This is a genomic window from Sphingomonas folli (genome assembly GCF_019429525.1).
Taxonomy (GTDB): domain Bacteria; phylum Pseudomonadota; class Alphaproteobacteria; order Sphingomonadales; family Sphingomonadaceae; genus Sphingomonas; species Sphingomonas folii.
The window spans coordinates 236,446-250,499 of record NZ_JAHXZL010000004.1 but is presented as its reverse complement, the minus strand read 5'-3'; the positions used below and the strand labels follow the sequence as shown (position 1 = coordinate 250,499).

Annotated in this window: 18 protein-coding genes and 1 other annotated feature; of the genes, 7 read left to right on the top strand and 11 right to left on the bottom strand. The window is 69.9% G+C overall.

Annotated features, from left to right (window positions below; genetic code table 11):
* Positions 1 to 48: 48 nt before the first annotated feature.
* The 10 genes from KZ813_RS08135 to KZ813_RS08095 form a co-directional block, all read right to left on the bottom strand.
* Positions 49 to 342: a GIY-YIG nuclease family protein gene (locus KZ813_RS08135; RefSeq protein ID WP_219754467.1), complete on the bottom strand. Its 294-nt coding sequence runs from the start codon at positions 340 to 342 to the stop codon at positions 49 to 51.
* A 63-nt stretch (positions 343 to 405) separates the two neighbouring features.
* Entirely contained in the window at positions 406 to 1,371 is a 966-nt protein-coding gene (mdh, locus tag KZ813_RS08130; RefSeq protein ID WP_219754466.1) for a malate dehydrogenase, read from the bottom strand.
* 126 nt (positions 1,372 to 1,497) lie between these two features.
* Complete coding sequence (gene zapE / locus KZ813_RS08125; RefSeq protein ID WP_219754465.1) at positions 1,498 to 2,592, bottom strand: cell division protein ZapE; 1,095 nt, start codon at positions 2,590 to 2,592, stop codon at positions 1,498 to 1,500.
* Positions 2,593 to 2,919: 327 nt separating this feature from the next.
* Positions 2,920 to 3,702, bottom strand: a complete 783-nt coding sequence (locus KZ813_RS08120; protein ID WP_308461823.1) for a succinate dehydrogenase iron-sulfur subunit — start codon at positions 3,700 to 3,702, stop codon at positions 2,920 to 2,922.
* 131 nt (positions 3,703 to 3,833) lie between these two features.
* Positions 3,834 to 4,304 (bottom strand): VOC family protein, encoded by a 471-nt coding sequence (locus KZ813_RS08115; protein WP_219754464.1) that lies wholly within the window; start codon positions 4,302 to 4,304, stop codon positions 3,834 to 3,836.
* Positions 4,304 to 5,080, bottom strand: coding sequence for a VOC family protein (locus KZ813_RS08110; protein ID WP_219754463.1), 777 nt, complete (start codon positions 5,078 to 5,080; stop codon positions 4,304 to 4,306). The genes KZ813_RS08115 and KZ813_RS08110 overlap by 1 nt, the downstream gene beginning before the upstream one ends.
* Before the next feature lie 11 nt (positions 5,081 to 5,091).
* Positions 5,092 to 5,808, bottom strand: a complete 717-nt coding sequence (locus KZ813_RS08105; protein WP_219754462.1) for a DUF1428 domain-containing protein — start codon at positions 5,806 to 5,808, stop codon at positions 5,092 to 5,094.
* On the bottom strand, positions 5,805 to 6,506 hold the full coding sequence (locus KZ813_RS08100) for a glutathione S-transferase family protein (RefSeq protein WP_219754461.1): 702 nt from the start codon (positions 6,504 to 6,506) through the stop codon (positions 5,805 to 5,807). The genes KZ813_RS08105 and KZ813_RS08100 overlap by 4 nt, the downstream gene beginning before the upstream one ends.
* Positions 6,507 to 6,623: 117 nt before the next feature.
* On the bottom strand, positions 6,624 to 6,752 hold the full coding sequence (locus KZ813_RS20085) for a hypothetical protein (RefSeq protein WP_258046541.1): 129 nt from the start codon (positions 6,750 to 6,752) through the stop codon (positions 6,624 to 6,626).
* Positions 6,730 to 7,161, bottom strand: coding sequence for a VOC family protein (locus KZ813_RS08095; RefSeq protein WP_219754460.1), 432 nt, complete (start codon positions 7,159 to 7,161; stop codon positions 6,730 to 6,732). The genes KZ813_RS20085 and KZ813_RS08095 overlap by 23 nt, the downstream gene beginning before the upstream one ends.
* Positions 7,162 to 7,221: 60 nt before the next feature.
* Between KZ813_RS08095 and KZ813_RS08090 the strand changes: the two genes are divergently transcribed.
* From KZ813_RS08090 to KZ813_RS08065, 6 genes are read left to right on the top strand one after another with little or no spacing between them, the layout of a single operon-like run.
* On the top strand, positions 7,222 to 7,917 hold the full coding sequence (locus KZ813_RS08090; protein WP_258046540.1) for a winged helix-turn-helix transcriptional regulator: 696 nt from the start codon (positions 7,222 to 7,224) through the stop codon (positions 7,915 to 7,917).
* A gap of 58 nt (positions 7,918 to 7,975) precedes the next feature.
* On the top strand, positions 7,976 to 8,980 hold the full coding sequence (cobS, locus tag KZ813_RS08085) for a cobaltochelatase subunit CobS (protein ID WP_219754459.1): 1,005 nt from the start codon (positions 7,976 to 7,978) through the stop codon (positions 8,978 to 8,980).
* Position 8,981: 1 nt separating this feature from the next.
* Positions 8,982 to 9,284, top strand: coding sequence for a nucleotidyltransferase family protein (locus KZ813_RS08080; protein WP_219754458.1), 303 nt, complete (start codon positions 8,982 to 8,984; stop codon positions 9,282 to 9,284).
* On the top strand, positions 9,274 to 9,615 hold the full coding sequence (locus tag KZ813_RS08075) for a HepT-like ribonuclease domain-containing protein (RefSeq protein ID WP_219754457.1): 342 nt from the start codon (positions 9,274 to 9,276) through the stop codon (positions 9,613 to 9,615). The genes KZ813_RS08080 and KZ813_RS08075 overlap by 11 nt, the downstream gene beginning before the upstream one ends.
* Positions 9,615 to 11,441: a cobaltochelatase subunit CobT gene (cobT, locus tag KZ813_RS08070; RefSeq protein ID WP_219754456.1), complete on the top strand. Its 1,827-nt coding sequence runs from the start codon at positions 9,615 to 9,617 to the stop codon at positions 11,439 to 11,441. The genes KZ813_RS08075 and cobT overlap by 1 nt, the downstream gene beginning before the upstream one ends.
* Positions 11,438 to 11,698: a ribbon-helix-helix domain-containing protein gene (locus KZ813_RS08065; protein WP_219754455.1), complete on the top strand. Its 261-nt coding sequence runs from the start codon at positions 11,438 to 11,440 to the stop codon at positions 11,696 to 11,698. Before cobT ends, KZ813_RS08065 begins: the two co-directional genes overlap by 4 nt.
* Positions 11,699 to 11,718: 20 nt before the next feature.
* Here the strand turns inward: KZ813_RS08065 and KZ813_RS08060 are convergent, their stop codons facing one another.
* Positions 11,719 to 12,138, bottom strand: coding sequence for a GNAT family acetyltransferase (locus KZ813_RS08060; RefSeq protein ID WP_219754454.1), 420 nt, complete (start codon positions 12,136 to 12,138; stop codon positions 11,719 to 11,721).
* 101 nt (positions 12,139 to 12,239) lie between these two features.
* Positions 12,240 to 12,295: a sequence feature (sul1 is cis-regulatory element that is thought to sense ions involved in sulfur or methionine metabolism; They are found in Alphaproteobacteria), on the top strand.
* Positions 12,296 to 12,354: 59 nt separating this feature from the next.
* Here KZ813_RS08060 and KZ813_RS08055 point away from each other — a divergent pair.
* The gene (locus tag KZ813_RS08055; protein ID WP_219754453.1) at positions 12,355 to 13,845 is read left to right on the top strand and encodes a SulP family inorganic anion transporter; all 1,491 of its coding nucleotides are present in this window, start codon (positions 12,355 to 12,357) and stop codon (positions 13,843 to 13,845) included.
* Positions 13,846 to 14,054 lie beyond the last annotated feature (209 nt).

Sequence of the window (14,054 nt, the reverse complement as noted above, 5' to 3'; positions counted from 1 at the left end):
TCCGTCCTTACCGCCCCGGCGAACGCCGGGGTCCAGTTGGGAAGGCGGTCATGGTAGCGCGATCCGATCGTACAGGTCGTCCCATGCGGGATTGAGCCCTTCGATCTCCTGCAGCTTCCAGCTCCGCCTCCACTCCTTCATCTGCAGCTCGCGCTGCCGTGCCGCTTCCCAGCTGTCATGCACTTCGTACCAGACGAGCAGATGACAACGGTACGTCCTCGTGAACCCCTCGACGACACCCTCGCGATGCTCCCACGCGCGTCGCACCAGATCGGTCGTCGAGCCCAGGTAGATCGTCCCGTTGCGGCGGTTGGCCATCATGTAGACGAAGGCCGCGCCCATCGCCGGGGCTTTCCCAACTGGACCCCGGCGTTCGCCGGGGTGGTGTGTTCCTGTGGTGCCTCGTTATGCCCCCAGCGAGCCGTCGATGCCCCTGCACGCCACGAGCAGCTCCTTGACCGCGTCGACCGAGACCTGGAGGTTGGCCTTGGCCTCGTCCGACAGCGGCACCTCGACCACCTTCTCGACGCCGCCGGCGCCGATCACCACCGGCACGCCGACGTACAGGTCGTCGATGCCGTACTGGCCGGAGAGATGCGCCGCCGCGGGGAGGATGCGCTTCTGGTCGTAGAGATAGGCCTCTGCCATCGCGATGCCGCTGGTGGCGGGCGCGTAATAGGCCGAGCCGGTCTTGAGCAGCGCGACGATCTCGCCGCCGCCGCCGCGCGTGCGCTTGATGATCTCGTCGACCTTCTCGCGGGTGGAGAAGCCCATCGCGATCAGGTCGCTGACCGGGATGCCGCTGACGGTCGAATATTCGAGCACCGGCACCATCGTATCGCCGTGGCCACCGAGCACGAAGGTGTTCACGTCCTTCACCGACACGCCGAACTCCTCGGCGAGGAAGTGGCTGAAGCGCGCGGAGTCGAGCACACCCGCCATGCCGACCACCTTCTGGTGCGGCAGGCCGGAGAACTCGCGCAGCGCCCAGACCATCGCGTCGAGCGGGTTGGTGATGCAGATCACGAAGGCGTCGGGCGCGTTGTCGCGGATGCCCTCGCCGACCGCCTTCATCACCTTCAGGTTGATGCCGAGCAGGTCGTCGCGGCTCATGCCGGGCTTGCGCGCGACGCCGGCGGTGACGATGATCACGTCGGCGCCGGCGATGTCGGCATAGTCGTTCGAGCCCTTGATCGACGCGTCGAAGCCCTCGACCGGGCCGCACTGGCTGAGGTCGAGCGCCTTGCCCTGGGGCACGCCATCGACCACGTCGAACAGGACGATGTCGCCCAGACCCTTGAGTGCCGCGAGGTGCGCGAGCGTGCCGCCGATATTACCGGCGCCGATCAGCGCGATCTTCTTCCGGGCCATCCCATCCCTCTCTGATGCCGAGCCGTGAATGGAACAGCCGCCTACGCCCTTCAGGCGCATCCGGCAACCCGCTAAAACCGCGCTGACCGAAGTTATCTTGCAAATCGTTCGCAGGAGCAATAATGCTCAGCCGGTCCCGTGTCCCTCGCTCAAGTAGCTCTCGGAGCGCATCTCTTCCAGGCGGCTCGCGGTGCGCCGGAACTCGAAGGCGCCGTCGCCGCGCGGGTAGAGCTGGTCGGGTTCGGCGTCCGCGGCGGCGAGCAGCTTCACCTTGTGCTCGTAGAGTGCGTCGACCAGCGCGACGAAGCGCGCGGCCTCGTTGCGGTTGTCCGGGCCCAGGACCGGGATGCCGACGAGGATGACGGTGTGATAGCGCCGCGCGATCGCAAGATAATCGGCGGCGCCGCGCGCCTCTCCGCACAGCTTCTTGAACGCGAACACCGCCACGCCCTTGAGCGTCTTGGGCACGCGGAGGGTGCGGCCCTGCACCACCAGCTCCTCGCTGGGGACATGGTCGCGGTCCTCGGGAGGATAGTCGGTGAGGCGGTAGAAAGCGGCGGAGAGCTCGGCGGTGGCCTGCTCGCCGTTGGGCACGAGCCAGGTCTTGTGCGCGCCGAGCCGGTCGCGGCGATAATCGACCGGGCCGTTGAGCGCGAGCACGTCGAGCCGCTCCTCCACCAGCGCGATGAAGCCGAGGAAATGCTCGCGGTTGAGGCCGTTCTTGTAGAGGTCAGTGGGGGCGCGGTTGGAGGTGGTGACGATGGTCACCCCCGCCTCGATCAGCGCGGTGAACAGCCGCGAGAGGATCATCGCGTCGGGCGAGTTGGTCACCATCATCTCGTCGAAGGCGAGCAGCTGCGCCTCGTCGGCGAGCGCCTCGGCGACGGGGAGGATCGGGTCGCCTTCCTCCTTGCGGCGCTCCACCGCGATCCGCGCGTGGACCTCGAGCATGAACTCGGCGAAGTGGACGCGGCGCTTCCTCGCCACCGCGACATGGGCGAAGAACAGGTCCATCAGCATCGACTTGCCGCGGCCCACGTCGCCCCAGAGATAGACGCCCCTGGGCGGTACGCGACGACGGCGGAATAGGCCGATCGTGCGCGGTTTCTCCAGCTCCTGCGCGAGCGCGTCGAGACGAAGCGCGGCGGTTTCCTGCTCCGGATCGGGGCGGAGCTCGTCGTCGGCGATCAGGCGCCGGTATGCCTCACTTACTTTACCCATCGTCACCCTTCGCGACGCTGCACCGCAGCATGGTGACGTCTGTGGGGACAGGAGGCGAGGGGATCAAGCCTCGCGACGGTGACGTTATGTGGCGGGAGCTTGGCCAGCGGTAACCCATGGCGGGGATGAAGCGCCGATGACGGCTTTCTCACCATCCGACCACCCCGGCAGACGCCGGGGTCCAGGTGGGAACGCCGTCGTGGCCTCGAGCAACGTCCCCAAACTAGACCCGGGCGTTCGCCGGGGTGCTCGTGAAGGGGGAGGAGGGCGCGTCCAAGGCCCGGGGAGCCGACTTCACGAACTCGGCGCGCCCACGCCGCTCGCCGCTCACACGATCCGCTCGACCTCCATCTTCTTGATCTCGGCGATCGCCTTGGCCGGCGAGAGCCCCTTGGGGCAGACGTTGGCGCAGTTCATGATCGTGTGGCAGCGGTACAGGCGGAACGGGTCCTCCAGCGCGTCGAGCCGCTCGCCGGTCATCTCGTCGCGGCTGTCGGCGAGCCAGCGATAGGCCTGGAGCAGGATCGCCGGCCCGAGGAACTTGTCCGAGTTCCACCAGTAGCTCGGGCAGGAGGTCGAGCAGCAGGCGCACAGGATGCACTCGTACAGCCCGTCGAGCTTGGCGCGCTCCTCAGGCGACTGCAGCCGCTCCTTGCCCGCGGGCGGCGGCGTCACGGTCTGCAGCCACGGCGTGATCGAGGCGTATTGCGCGTAGAAGTGCGTGAAGTCGGGGACCAGGTCCTTGATCACCTCCATCGCGGGCAGCGGCGTGATCTTGATCTCACCCTTCACGTCCTCGATCGCGGTGGTGCAGGCCAGGCCGTTGCGCCCGTCGATATTCATCGAGCACGAGCCGCAGATGCCCTCGCGGCACGAGCGACGGAAGGTAAGCGAGCTGTCCTGCTCCGACTTGATCTTGATCAGCGCGTCGAGGACCATCGGGCCACACTCGTCGAGGTTCACCTCGAACGTGTCGTAGCGCGGGTTCTCACCCGAATCGGGGTCGTAGCGATAGACCTTGAAGTTGCGCATCGTCCCGCCCGGCTGCGGCGAGGGGAGCTTGCGGCCGCCCTTGATCTTGCTGTTCTTCGGGAGCGTGAACTCGGCCATGCGCGTCTCTACTTCGTTGGGCCGTCGGCGCGCAGGAGGCGCACCGGCGCCGTTCGTGGGGCGGGTACACGATCGCGGGGCTGGCCGCAAACGTGACCAATGCCGCCTACCTAGAGATTATGGCCGCGCGCTCAAGAGGCGATCGCGCGCTCCAGCGCGGCGACGTCGATCCGCACCATCGACATCATCGCCCGCATCGCCTTGGGCCCATGCACCGGGTCCTGCATCAGCTCGGTGAGGCGTCGCGGGACGATCTGCCACGCGACGCCCCAGCGGTCCTTGATCCAGCCGCATTGCACCTCGGTCCCGCCGTTCGCCAGGATCGCGCCCCAGCAGCGGTCGACCTCGGCCTGGTCGACGCAGTCGACCTGGAGCGACATCGCCTCGCTGTGCGCCGGGCCGGCACCGCCGTTGAGCATCGCGAACGAGCGGCCCGCGAGCGTGAACGTGACGGTGAGCACGTCGCCCGCCTTGCCCGCGGGATAGTCCGCCGGCGCGCGCGCCACCGAGGTGATCGCGCTGCCGGGGATCAGCCCGGTGTAGAAGGTTGCCTGCTCCTCGGCGGTGCCGTCGCACCACAGCCATACCGACACCTTGTCCATCACGCCCGCCGCTCGCCGACGAAGCCGAAGGCCGCGCCCTCCGGATCGGCCGCGACCACCGAGAAGCTGCCCCCGGGGATCTCGTCGGGCCCCTGCACCACGCGCCCGCCCGCCCCGGTCAGCCGCTCCACCGCGGCGTCGACGTCGTCGACCATGAAGTAGAATTGCCAGCCCGGTCCCTTGCCCGCGAAGCTGTTCATCGACGCACCCAGGCAGGTGGTGCCCGAGTGGACGAATTTATACTCGCCCAGCGGCCCCATCGGCATCGCGCCCTCGTGCCGCCAGCCGAACAGCCGGGCGTAGAAGCCGAGCGCGGCGTCCTGGTCGGGCGCGGTCAGCTCGTTCCATACCGCATGGCCCGCGGTGGCGCCGTCGGCGGTGCGGAAGGCGCGCGACTCCTCGCCCTCGCCGCGCATGACGTAGAAGAGCGTGCCGTCCGGGTCCGCCACCAGCGCGATCCGGCCGACCTCGGGGATGTCGGTCGCGGGCATCGCCACCGATCCGGCCGCCGCGGTGACCCGCGCCACCGTCGCGTCGACGTCGTCGGTGGCCAGGTAGAACAGCCAGCCCGGCGGCATCGGCGCGCCCGGCGGCACCGCCATCAGCCCCGCGACGCCATCGCCGTCGGGTGCGGCGAGCACGCGATAGTCGGGCGCGGCGGCGAGTTGCGGCCGCTCCGCCGACCAGCCGAGCACGTGGGTGTAGAAGCGCTCGGCCGCGTCGGGGTCGCGCGCGAGCAGCTCGTACCAGATCGGCAGTCCCTCTCGGTCGGTCATCCTCTTCCTCCTCACCTCTCGTTGAGCATGGCGAAGCCGCCGTAGATCATGCGCTTGCCGTCGAACGGCAGCGGCGTCGGCAGGTTCGCCATCCGCTCGTCCGCCATCACCAGCGGGGTCGCGCGGTCGCGCGCGGCGCGGTCGGGCCACTCGACCCAGGAGAAGACCACCGTCTCGTCCTCCTCGGCCAGCGCGGCGCGGCGGAAGTCGACGGTCTCCCCCTCTCGCAGGTCGTCGCCCCAGGCCTCGACGTGGCGGGTCGCGCCGTGATCGAGGAACACCGGCGACGCCGCCTCCGCCAGCGCCACATAGTCCGCGCGGCGCGCCAGCGGCACCGGGAGCACGTAACCGTCGACGAAGCCCGGTCTGGCACCGCGTCCGGTGTCGACGATCACCTCGAACCCGCCGAGGATCATGCGCGAGAAGTCGAACGGCGGCAGGCCGAGCGCGGCGAGCCGCTCGTCGGCGACGATCGCCTGGCCGAAGGAGTCGCGCGCGGCGCGGTCGGCGAACTCGATCCAGCCGAAGCTGGGCGTCTCGTCGGCGCCGAGCCGCACCGCGCCGACGATGTCGTTGCGCTGGCCGGCGGGCACGTCCTCGCCCCAGGTGTCGACGACGCGCGTGGCGCCGTGCTCGCGCACGATCGCCGCGGCGATGCGCGCATGCTCGGCGAAACGCTCGCGGGCCGCGCTGGCGACCGGGGTGATGAAGCCGTCGACGTAGCTCATGCGAGCTGCTCTGCGCGCGCGGAGCGCTTCTCCATCCACTCGGCGAACCCCGGCGGCGGGCTGCCGGTGAAGCCGGCGAGCTGGTCGGCGAGCGCGCGGCGGAAAGCGGGGCGCGCCTCGCCGCGCGCGACATAGGCGACCAGCGTCGGCCGCGCGGCGAGCAGAGGATGGTCGCGCAGGATCCGCAGCACCGCCACCATCAGCAGGTCGCCGGCGGAGAAGCCGCCGTCATACCATTCGCGCTCGCCGAGCCGCGCCGCCGCCTCGTCGAGCCGCTCGGCGATGCGCGCCTCCACCGCGGGCAGACGCGGCTTCGACCAGGGCTGGTCGGCCTCGAAGAGCGTGGCGACGGCATGGTCCATGATCGGCGGCTCGACCGTGTTGAGCGCGGCGAAGGCCCATTCGGTGGCGCGCGCGCGGCCGATCCGGTCGTCGGGCAGCAGCCCGTCACGGCTGTCGGCGAGATGCAGCACGATCGCACCCGATTCGTAGAGGACGAGCTCGCCCTCCTCATAGGTCGGCACTTGCCCGAACGGCTGGCGCGCACGGTGCGACGGGGCCTTCTGCTCGCCCTGCGCGAGATAGCGCACGCGATAGGGCTGGCCGACCTCCTCCAGCGCCCAGCGCACGCGCAGGTCGCGCACCTGGCCGCGCGCGAAATCGGGCACCCAGTCGAACGCGGTGATCACGGGTAGCATGTGATCCTCTCCTCGTTTCTTTCTCTCACGAAGCGGTGGCGATACCAAGCCCGGGCTCCCGCCTTCCCTGGGAAAGCCGGCGTGGCCGAGCGATGTTCGGGCGCCGCCGCGCGTCGCCTAAAGAGATGGCGCGGCCGCCTGCCACAGCAGCGCCGCGGTCATCACGAAGGCGGCGAGCCCGAGCGGCAGCGGGCGATCGAGCGCGCGCCGTGCGCCGCCGCGCTCAGGCCGACACGGCGGCGTCATGCTGCTCGGCCGGCTTGGCGCCGGGGTCCATGTGCATCACCTCCCAGCCGTGACCGTCGAGGTCGTCGAAGGCACGGCCGTACATGAAGCCCAGGTCATTGGCGCCGTGCAGCTCGCGCCCGCCCGCCGCCAGCGCCGCCGCGCCGAGCTGGTCGACCTCGTCGCGCGAGGTGCACGACAGGCATAGCAGGGCGGCGCTGCTCGTTCGCGTGTCGGCGATCGTCTTGGGGGTGAAGGTGCGGTAGAAATCGTGCCCCAGCAGCATCACCCAGATCGAGTCCGACCACACCATTCCGGACGCCTGGTCGTTCGAGAAATCCGCGTTTCGCACGAAGCCGAGCGCCTCGTAGAAGCGGGTAGAGGCGGCCACGTCGGCCACCGGCAGATTGACAAAAATCGTCCTCTCCACGGTGCGATCTCCCTCGCTGCTCTTGTGGAACGATGGACCGCGTAGTTATCTTAAGCAACCATGAAGTTAGAAAATGTAACAAAAAGGTCGACGCCGCGTGAGCGCTGGTACGACGACGCCTGCGGCACCGCTTTGGCGATGGAGCTGCTCGGCGAACGCTGGGCGCTGTTGATCGTGCGCGAGCTGATGTTCGGTCCGCGCCGCTTCACCGAGTTGCGCGGCGGCCTGCCGGGGATCAGCGCCAACGTGCTGACGCAGCGGCTGGAGCGGCTCGCCGCCACGGCAGTGGTACAGAAGGTCGAGATGCCGGGCGGCGTCAGCGGCTACGCGCTGACGGACTGGGGCTACGAGGCCGAGCCCGCGATCATGTCGCTGGGACGCTGGGCGGCGCGCTCGCCCGACCACGACCCGGCGCTGCCGCTGTCGGCGGCCTCGATGATGATGTCGCTGCGCACGATGGCCGACCCCGCGCGCGTGCCGGGGCCGATCACGATCGGTTTTCTCTTCGACCGCGACTCGTTCGTGGCGCGGCTCGCCGACGGCGCGCTGGCGATCGCGCGCGCGCCCGCCTTCGGCGACGCGGTGTTCGACACCGACCCCCGGACCATGGCTGCGATCGTTTACGGCAAGCTGCCGGTCGCCGCGGCGGAGGCGGCGGGCAGCCTGCGCTTCGGCGGCGATCGCGCCGCGGCGGAGGCCTTCATCGACCTCTTCCACCTGCCGGCCAAGGCAACCCGCGCCGCCGCCGCGGGTTGACGCGGACGCGTTCCGTTCCCACTGGAACGGCATCCTCCAGCGAACGGCGTGCCCGCGAATGACCGATCTGCCCAACACCCAGCCCGACAGCCGCGACACGACGATCCTCGACGCGCCCGACAAGATGGCCAGCGTGCGCGAGCTGTTCGGGATCGACAGCGACATGCAGGTGCCGGCGTTCAGCGAGTCGGACGAGCGCGTGCCCGACCTCGATCCCGCCTATGTGTTCGACCCGGACACGACGCTGGCGATCGCGGCCGGCTTCGCGCACAACCGCCGCGTGATGGTGCAGGGCTATCACGGCACCGGCAAGTCGAGCCATATCGAGCAGGTGGCGGCGCGGCTGAAATGGCCGTGTATCCGCATCAACCTCGACGCGCATATCAGCCGCATCGACCTGGTCGGGCGCGACGCGATCGTGCTGCGCGACGGCCAGCAGGTCACCGAGTTCCGCGAGGGCCTGCTGCCCTGGGCGCTGCAGACGCCGACCGCGCTGGTGTTCGACGAATATGATGCCGGCCGCCCCGACGTGATGTTCGTGATCCAGCGCGTGCTGGAGACCGAGGGCAAGCTGACGCTGCTCGACCAGAACCGTGTGATCCGGCCCAACCCCTGGTTCCGCCTGTTCGCCACCGCCAACACGGTCGGGCTGGGCGACACCAGCGGGCTGTACCACGGCACGCAGCAGATCAACCAGGGCCAGATGGACCGCTGGAACGTCGTCGTCACGCTGAACTATCTGCCGGCGGCCACCGAGGCCAATATCGTGCTCGCCAAGTCGGGCGAGTATGACAAGCCCGAGGGCAAGAAGCTGGTCGAGAACATGGTGCGCGTGGCCGACCTGACGCGGCGCGGCTTCGTCAACGGCGATATCTCCACCGTGATGAGCCCGCGCACGGTGATCAGCTGGGCGCAGAACGCGCTGATCTTCGGCGACGTCGGCTTCGCCTTCCGCTTGTCGTTCCTCAACAAGTGCGACGAGGCCGAGCGTGCGCTCGTCGCGGAATATTACCAACGCGTTTTCGGCAAGGACCTGCCCGAGAGCGTGGTGGCGAAGGCGTGAGGTGAGGCGTAGCGAAGCGATCGATCTGCTGCGTGCGCGCGAGCCGGAGCTGCGCGCACTCGGCATCTGCGCGCTCTCGCTCTTCGGGTCGACCGCGCGCGATGAGGCGCGCGAGGAGTCGGACATCGATCTCGCGGCCGCGCTCGACTATGACACGTTGCTTACCGCGGGTCCGTTCGCCTTCTTCGGGCTAAGCGACGCGATCGCCGGGATGGTCGGGCGGCCCGTGGATCTCGTCACCGAACCAGCGCGCAAGCCTGCGCTTCAGGACGAGATCGACCGGGACCGTGTCCGTGTCTACTAGTGACGCGGCGCGGCGCTTACGTGACGTCGTCGACAATGCTGACCGCATCAGCGCTTACGTCACGGGGCTTGAGCTGGCGGCCTTCGTTGCGGACAGCAAGACCATCGATGCATGCGAGCGCTGCCTAGAGCGTATCGCCGAGGCGGTCGTGAAGCTCGGTCCCGAGCGGTTCGCGGTAGTCGCTCCCGACGTGCCGTTCGAGCGCGTGCGTGGGCTCGGCAACGTGCTGCGCCACGCCTATGATGACATCGACCTGACCATCCTGTTCGGGCTGGTCCGCAATGAAGTGCCCGCGTTGCGCCAGGCGGCGCTCCGCGCGTTGGAGGGCTGATGGCCACCGATACCCCGCTCGACCGCTTCAAGTCCGTGCTCGGCGGCACCGCGCGCGCGCTGTCCGACGAGGCCGAGGTGGAGCTCGCCTTCACCGCCGACGCGCCCGCCCAGTCGGGCAAGCACCTGCGCGTGCCGATGCCCGCGCGCACCCTGCCCGCCGACCAGGTGGCGGAGGCGCGCGGGTTCGCGGACTCCTTCGCGCTGCGGCTGCGCCACCACGACCTGGCGCTCCACGCGCGCGGCGCGCCCGACGACGCCACCGCGCGCGGCGTCTATGACGCGATCGAGGACGCGCGGGTCGAGGCGCTCGGTAGCCGCGGGTACCAGGGGATCACCGCCAATCTCGCCACCGCGCTCGACGCGCGACTGCGCGCCGACCCGATCCTGCGCGCGCGCAACCGCAGCGAGGTGCCGCTCGCCACCGCGCTCGGCTTGATGGTGCGCGAGGCGCTCACCGGCGAGCGCCCGCCCGCCGTGACGGAGCCGGGCCTGGCGCTCGTGCGCGAGTGGGTCGAGGAGCGCGCCGATCTGGCGACCCTCGCGCTCGCGCTCGACGACCAGCGCGCCTTCCAGGGGCTCGCGCGCAAGCTGCTCGAGGATCTGGAACTCGTCGAGGGCGACCGCACGCCCGAGGAGAGCGACGAGGGGGGTGAGGAGGAAGAGGGCGAGCGGGGCGAGGACACTGACCAGCCCGACGAGGGCGACGCCGAGGGCAGCGAGGGCGAGTCCGAGGTGGAAGCGCGCGGCCAGCAGCGCGACGACGAGTCGAGCGAGGGCGAGAGCGAGCAGCTCGAGGGCGACGATCTCGACGACGACGCCGAGGGCGAACCCGGCGACGACGGCGAGGAGGGGATGCAGCCCGTCCGCCCCAACCGGCCGAGCGCCGATCTCGGCCCCGACTTCGACTATCGAGTCTGGACCGGCCAGTTCGACGAGGTGGTCGCCGCGACCGAGCTGTGCGACGGCGACGAGCTGGCGCGACTGCGCGGCTATCTCGACCAGCAGCTCGTCCACCTCCAGTCGGCGGTGTCGCGGCTGGCCAATCGCCTGCAGCGCCGGCTGATGGCGCAGCAGTCGCGCTCCTGGGACTTCGATCAGGACGAGGGGCTGCTCGACGCGGCGCGGCTCGCGCGCGTCGTGGTCAACCCGACCCAGTCGCTGAGCTACAAGGTGGAGCGCGACACCGAGTTCCGCGATACCGTGGTGACGCTGCTGATCGATAATTCGGGCTCGATGCGCGGCCGCCCGATCTCGATCGCGGCGATCAGTGCGGACATCCTGGCCCGCACGCTCGAGCGCTGCGGGGTCAAGACCGAGATCCTCGGCTTCACCACGCGCGCCTGGAAGGGCGGGCAGAGCCGCGAGACCTGGCTGGCCGCGGGCCGCCCGCCGCAGCCCGGCCGGCTCAACGACGTGCGCCACATCGTCTACAAGAAGGCCGACGAGCCGTGGCGGCGCGCGCGCAACGCGCTCGGGCTGATGATGCGCGAGGGGCTGCTCAAGGAGAATATCGACGGCGAGGCGCTGCTCTGGGCGCACGCGCGGATGGTCGCGCGGCCCGAGGAGCGGCGCATCCTGATGGTGATCTCGGACGGCGCGCCGGTCGACGATTCCACGCTCAGCGTCAACACCGGCTCCTACCTGGAACGCCATCTGCGCCAGGTGATCGGCTGGATCGAGAAGAAGTCGTCCGTCGAGCTGGTCGCGATCGGCATCGGCCACGACGTCACGCGCTATTACAGTCGCGCGGTGACGATCATGGACGCGGAGCAGCTCGGCGGCACGATCATCGAGCAGCTCGCCGCGCTGTTCGACGCGGAATGATCGCGGCGCCACCGGGCGGCTTCGTCGGCCCGGTGAAGCGCTCGGTGACGATCGCCGGGCACCAGACCTCGATCAGCCTGGAGCCGGTGTTCTGGCAGGCGCTCGAGCGCGCCGCCGCGGCGCGGACGCTGCCGCTGTCGGCGCTGGTGGCGCAGGTCGACGCGCTGCGGGTGCGCGAGTCGGCGCCGGCGAACCTCGCGAGCGCGCTGCGGACGTGGCTGATGGTCGAGGCGGGGGGCGGCGCGCCAAACGAGTGAGCGCGTGACGGTGTGATGCCTCAGGTGCGCAGCCACTTGCTCATCAGCACGCGCGGCATGTCCTCGTAGCCGAGCTGCGCGTAGAAGGGCACGACCGCCGCGTTGGTCTCGCGCACCATCAGCTGCACCTTCGCGACCCGCCGTGCGCGAAGCCACGCCTCCCCGGCCTCGACGATCCTGCTGCCCAGCCGCTTGTGGCGGTGCTCGGGCGCGCAGGCGACATAATAGAGCCACCCGCGATGACCGTCATGGCCGACCATCGCGCTGGCGACGACATGGTCGTCCAGCAGCGCGACCAGTATCGTGGAGGCCGCTCCTTCGACGGCGAAGCGGAAGTCGGCGGCGGGATCGTTGTGGGCTGCGGCCAGCCCGCAGGCGCGCCAGAGTGCGATGACCTGCTGCTCGTCGTCGGCCGTGGCGTCGCGGATGTCGAGTGGCATCGCGCCGGTCTAGCCGAGCGACGCCCGTGACCCAAGCGACGACGATGCACCGCGCCCCGGCTTGCCAGCGCCGCCGACACCGCCTAAGCCGCGCGCATTCGCAAGGACCCGGTGAGAACCCGGGTGGCTCTTCCGGCCGCCGATCCGCCGGACAACACAACGCACCGTGTCTCACGCGCCCGAGCTGGCGCCGCGTGCCCTGTTGTGGACTTCTCGATGTCTCATGCTCTCTCTGCCTACCGCCGCCAGTGGTTCACTGACGGCGCCGCCGCCCGCCGCGACGTGCTCGCCGGCATCGTCGTCGCGCTCGCGCTGATCCCCGAGGCGATCGGCTTCTCGATCATCGCGGGCGTCGACCCGCGCGTCGGCCTCTACGCCTCGGTCGTGATCGCGATGACGATCGCGCTGCTCGGCGGCCGCCCGGGCATGGTCTCCGCCGCCACCGCCGCGGTGGCGGTCGTGGTCGGGCCGCTCGTCCGCGCGCACGGCGTGGACTATCTGTTCGCCGCGACCGTCCTGATGGGGCTGATCCAGGTCGCCGCGGGTCTGCTGCGGCTCGACCTCGTCATGCAGTTCGTCTCGCGCTCGGTCATCACCGGCTTCGTCAACGCGCTGGCCATCCTCATCTTCCTCGCGCAGCTGCCGCAGCTCACCGGCGTCGGTTGGACGAGCTACGCGCTGGTCGCGGGCGGCCTGGCGATCATCTACGGCCTGCCGCGGCTGACACGCGCGGTGCCGTCGCCGCTCGCGGCGATCCTGGTGCTCAGCGCGATCAGCGTGGCGTTCGGGCTGCACGTCAACACCGTCGGCGCCATGGGCCGGCTGCCCGAGGGGCTGCCCAGCCTCGCGCTGCCGCGGGTGCCGCTCACGCTCGAGACGCTGCGGATCATCCTGCCCTATGCGCTGACGATGGCGGCGGTCGGCCTGCTCGAGTCGCTGCTCACCGCGCAGATCGTCGACGACATGACCGATACCGACAGCGACAAGCGCCGCGAGTGCGCGGGGCAGGGCGGCGCCAACATCCTAGCGGCGCTGTTCGGCGGCATGGGGGGATGCGCGATGATCGGCCAGTCGGTGATCAACGTCACGTCGGGTGGTCGCGGGCGATTGTCGACCTTCGTCGCGGGCGCCTTCCTGCTGTTCCTGCTCGCGGTACTCGGGCCCTGGGTGGGGCGCGTGCCGATGCCCGCGCTGGTCGCCGTGATGATCATGGTGTCGATCGGCACGTTCAGCTGGAACTCGATCCCGAACCTGCGCCGCCACCCGCCGACCTCGTCGGTGGTGATGCTGGTGACCGTCGTGGTGGTGGTGGCGACGCGCGACCTCTCGCTCGGCGTGCTCGCGGGCGTGCTGCTGTCGGGCATCTTCTTCGCGGGCAAGGTGCAGCGGCTGTTCGCGGTGGAGCGCGAGGTCGCGAGCGACGCGGCGGTCTATCGCGTGACCGGGGAGATCTTCTTCGCCTCCGTCGACCGCTTCACGCGCGCCTTCAAGGCCGAGGACCATGCGCGACGGGTCACTATCGACGTGGGCGGCGCGCACTTCTGGGACATCTCGGGGGTCGCCGCGCTCGACAAGGTGGTGGCGCGGCTACGGCGCGACGGGCGCGTCGTCGAGGTCACCGGCTATAATCGGGCGAGCGCCGATCTCGTCGACCGGTTCGCGCTGCATGACAAGACCGGGGTGGAGCTGGGCGTCGCGCCGCACTGAGGGGCTGCGGCTCATCCTTCCCTGCGAGGATCCCTCTGCCAGACCTTGCCGTCATCCCGGACTTGTGTCCGGGATTTACCGTGCCGCACCCTCCTATAGCGTCGCATTCGCGGAGGAGTGGATCCCGGAACGAGTCCGGGATGACGGAAGGGCAGGAGCGTTCGGGAGTTTGGCAGATCGATCCTTCCAGGAGAGGAAGGTACACCGCC

Coding starts and splice junctions, on each gene's coding strand:
- KZ813_RS20085 (WP_258046541.1), bottom strand. CDS start 6,752: ATGACGCCGCCGTGTCGGCCTGAGCGCGGCGGCGCACGGCGCGCGCTC.
- KZ813_RS08060 (WP_219754454.1), bottom strand. CDS start 12,138: ATGCCACTCGACATCCGCGACGCCACGGCCGACGACGAGCAGCAGGTC.
- KZ813_RS08055 (WP_219754453.1), top strand. CDS start 12,355: ATGTCTCATGCTCTCTCTGCCTACCGCCGCCAGTGGTTCACTGACGGC.
- zapE (WP_219754465.1), bottom strand. CDS start 2,592: ATGGGTAAAGTAAGTGAGGCATACCGGCGCCTGATCGCCGACGACGAG.
- cobT (WP_219754456.1), top strand. CDS start 9,615: ATGGCCACCGATACCCCGCTCGACCGCTTCAAGTCCGTGCTCGGCGGC.
- KZ813_RS08110 (WP_219754463.1), bottom strand. CDS start 5,080: ATGACCGACCGAGAGGGACTGCCGATCTGGTACGAGCTGCTCGCGCGC.
- KZ813_RS08120 (WP_308461823.1), bottom strand. CDS start 3,702: ATGGCCGAGTTCACGCTCCCGAAGAACAGCAAGATCAAGGGCGGCCGC.
- mdh (WP_219754466.1), bottom strand. CDS start 1,371: ATGGCCCGGAAGAAGATCGCGCTGATCGGCGCCGGTAATATCGGCGGC.
- KZ813_RS08115 (WP_219754464.1), bottom strand. CDS start 4,304: ATGGACAAGGTGTCGGTATGGCTGTGGTGCGACGGCACCGCCGAGGAG.
- KZ813_RS08090 (WP_258046540.1), top strand. CDS start 7,222: ATGAAGTTAGAAAATGTAACAAAAAGGTCGACGCCGCGTGAGCGCTGG.
- KZ813_RS08105 (WP_219754462.1), bottom strand. CDS start 5,808: ATGAGCTACGTCGACGGCTTCATCACCCCGGTCGCCAGCGCGGCCCGC.
- KZ813_RS08100 (WP_219754461.1), bottom strand. CDS start 6,506: ATGCTACCCGTGATCACCGCGTTCGACTGGGTGCCCGATTTCGCGCGC.
- KZ813_RS08065 (WP_219754455.1), top strand. CDS start 11,438: ATGATCGCGGCGCCACCGGGCGGCTTCGTCGGCCCGGTGAAGCGCTCG.
- cobS (WP_219754459.1), top strand. CDS start 7,976: ATGACCGATCTGCCCAACACCCAGCCCGACAGCCGCGACACGACGATC.
- KZ813_RS08135 (WP_219754467.1), bottom strand. CDS start 342: ATGGGCGCGGCCTTCGTCTACATGATGGCCAACCGCCGCAACGGGACG.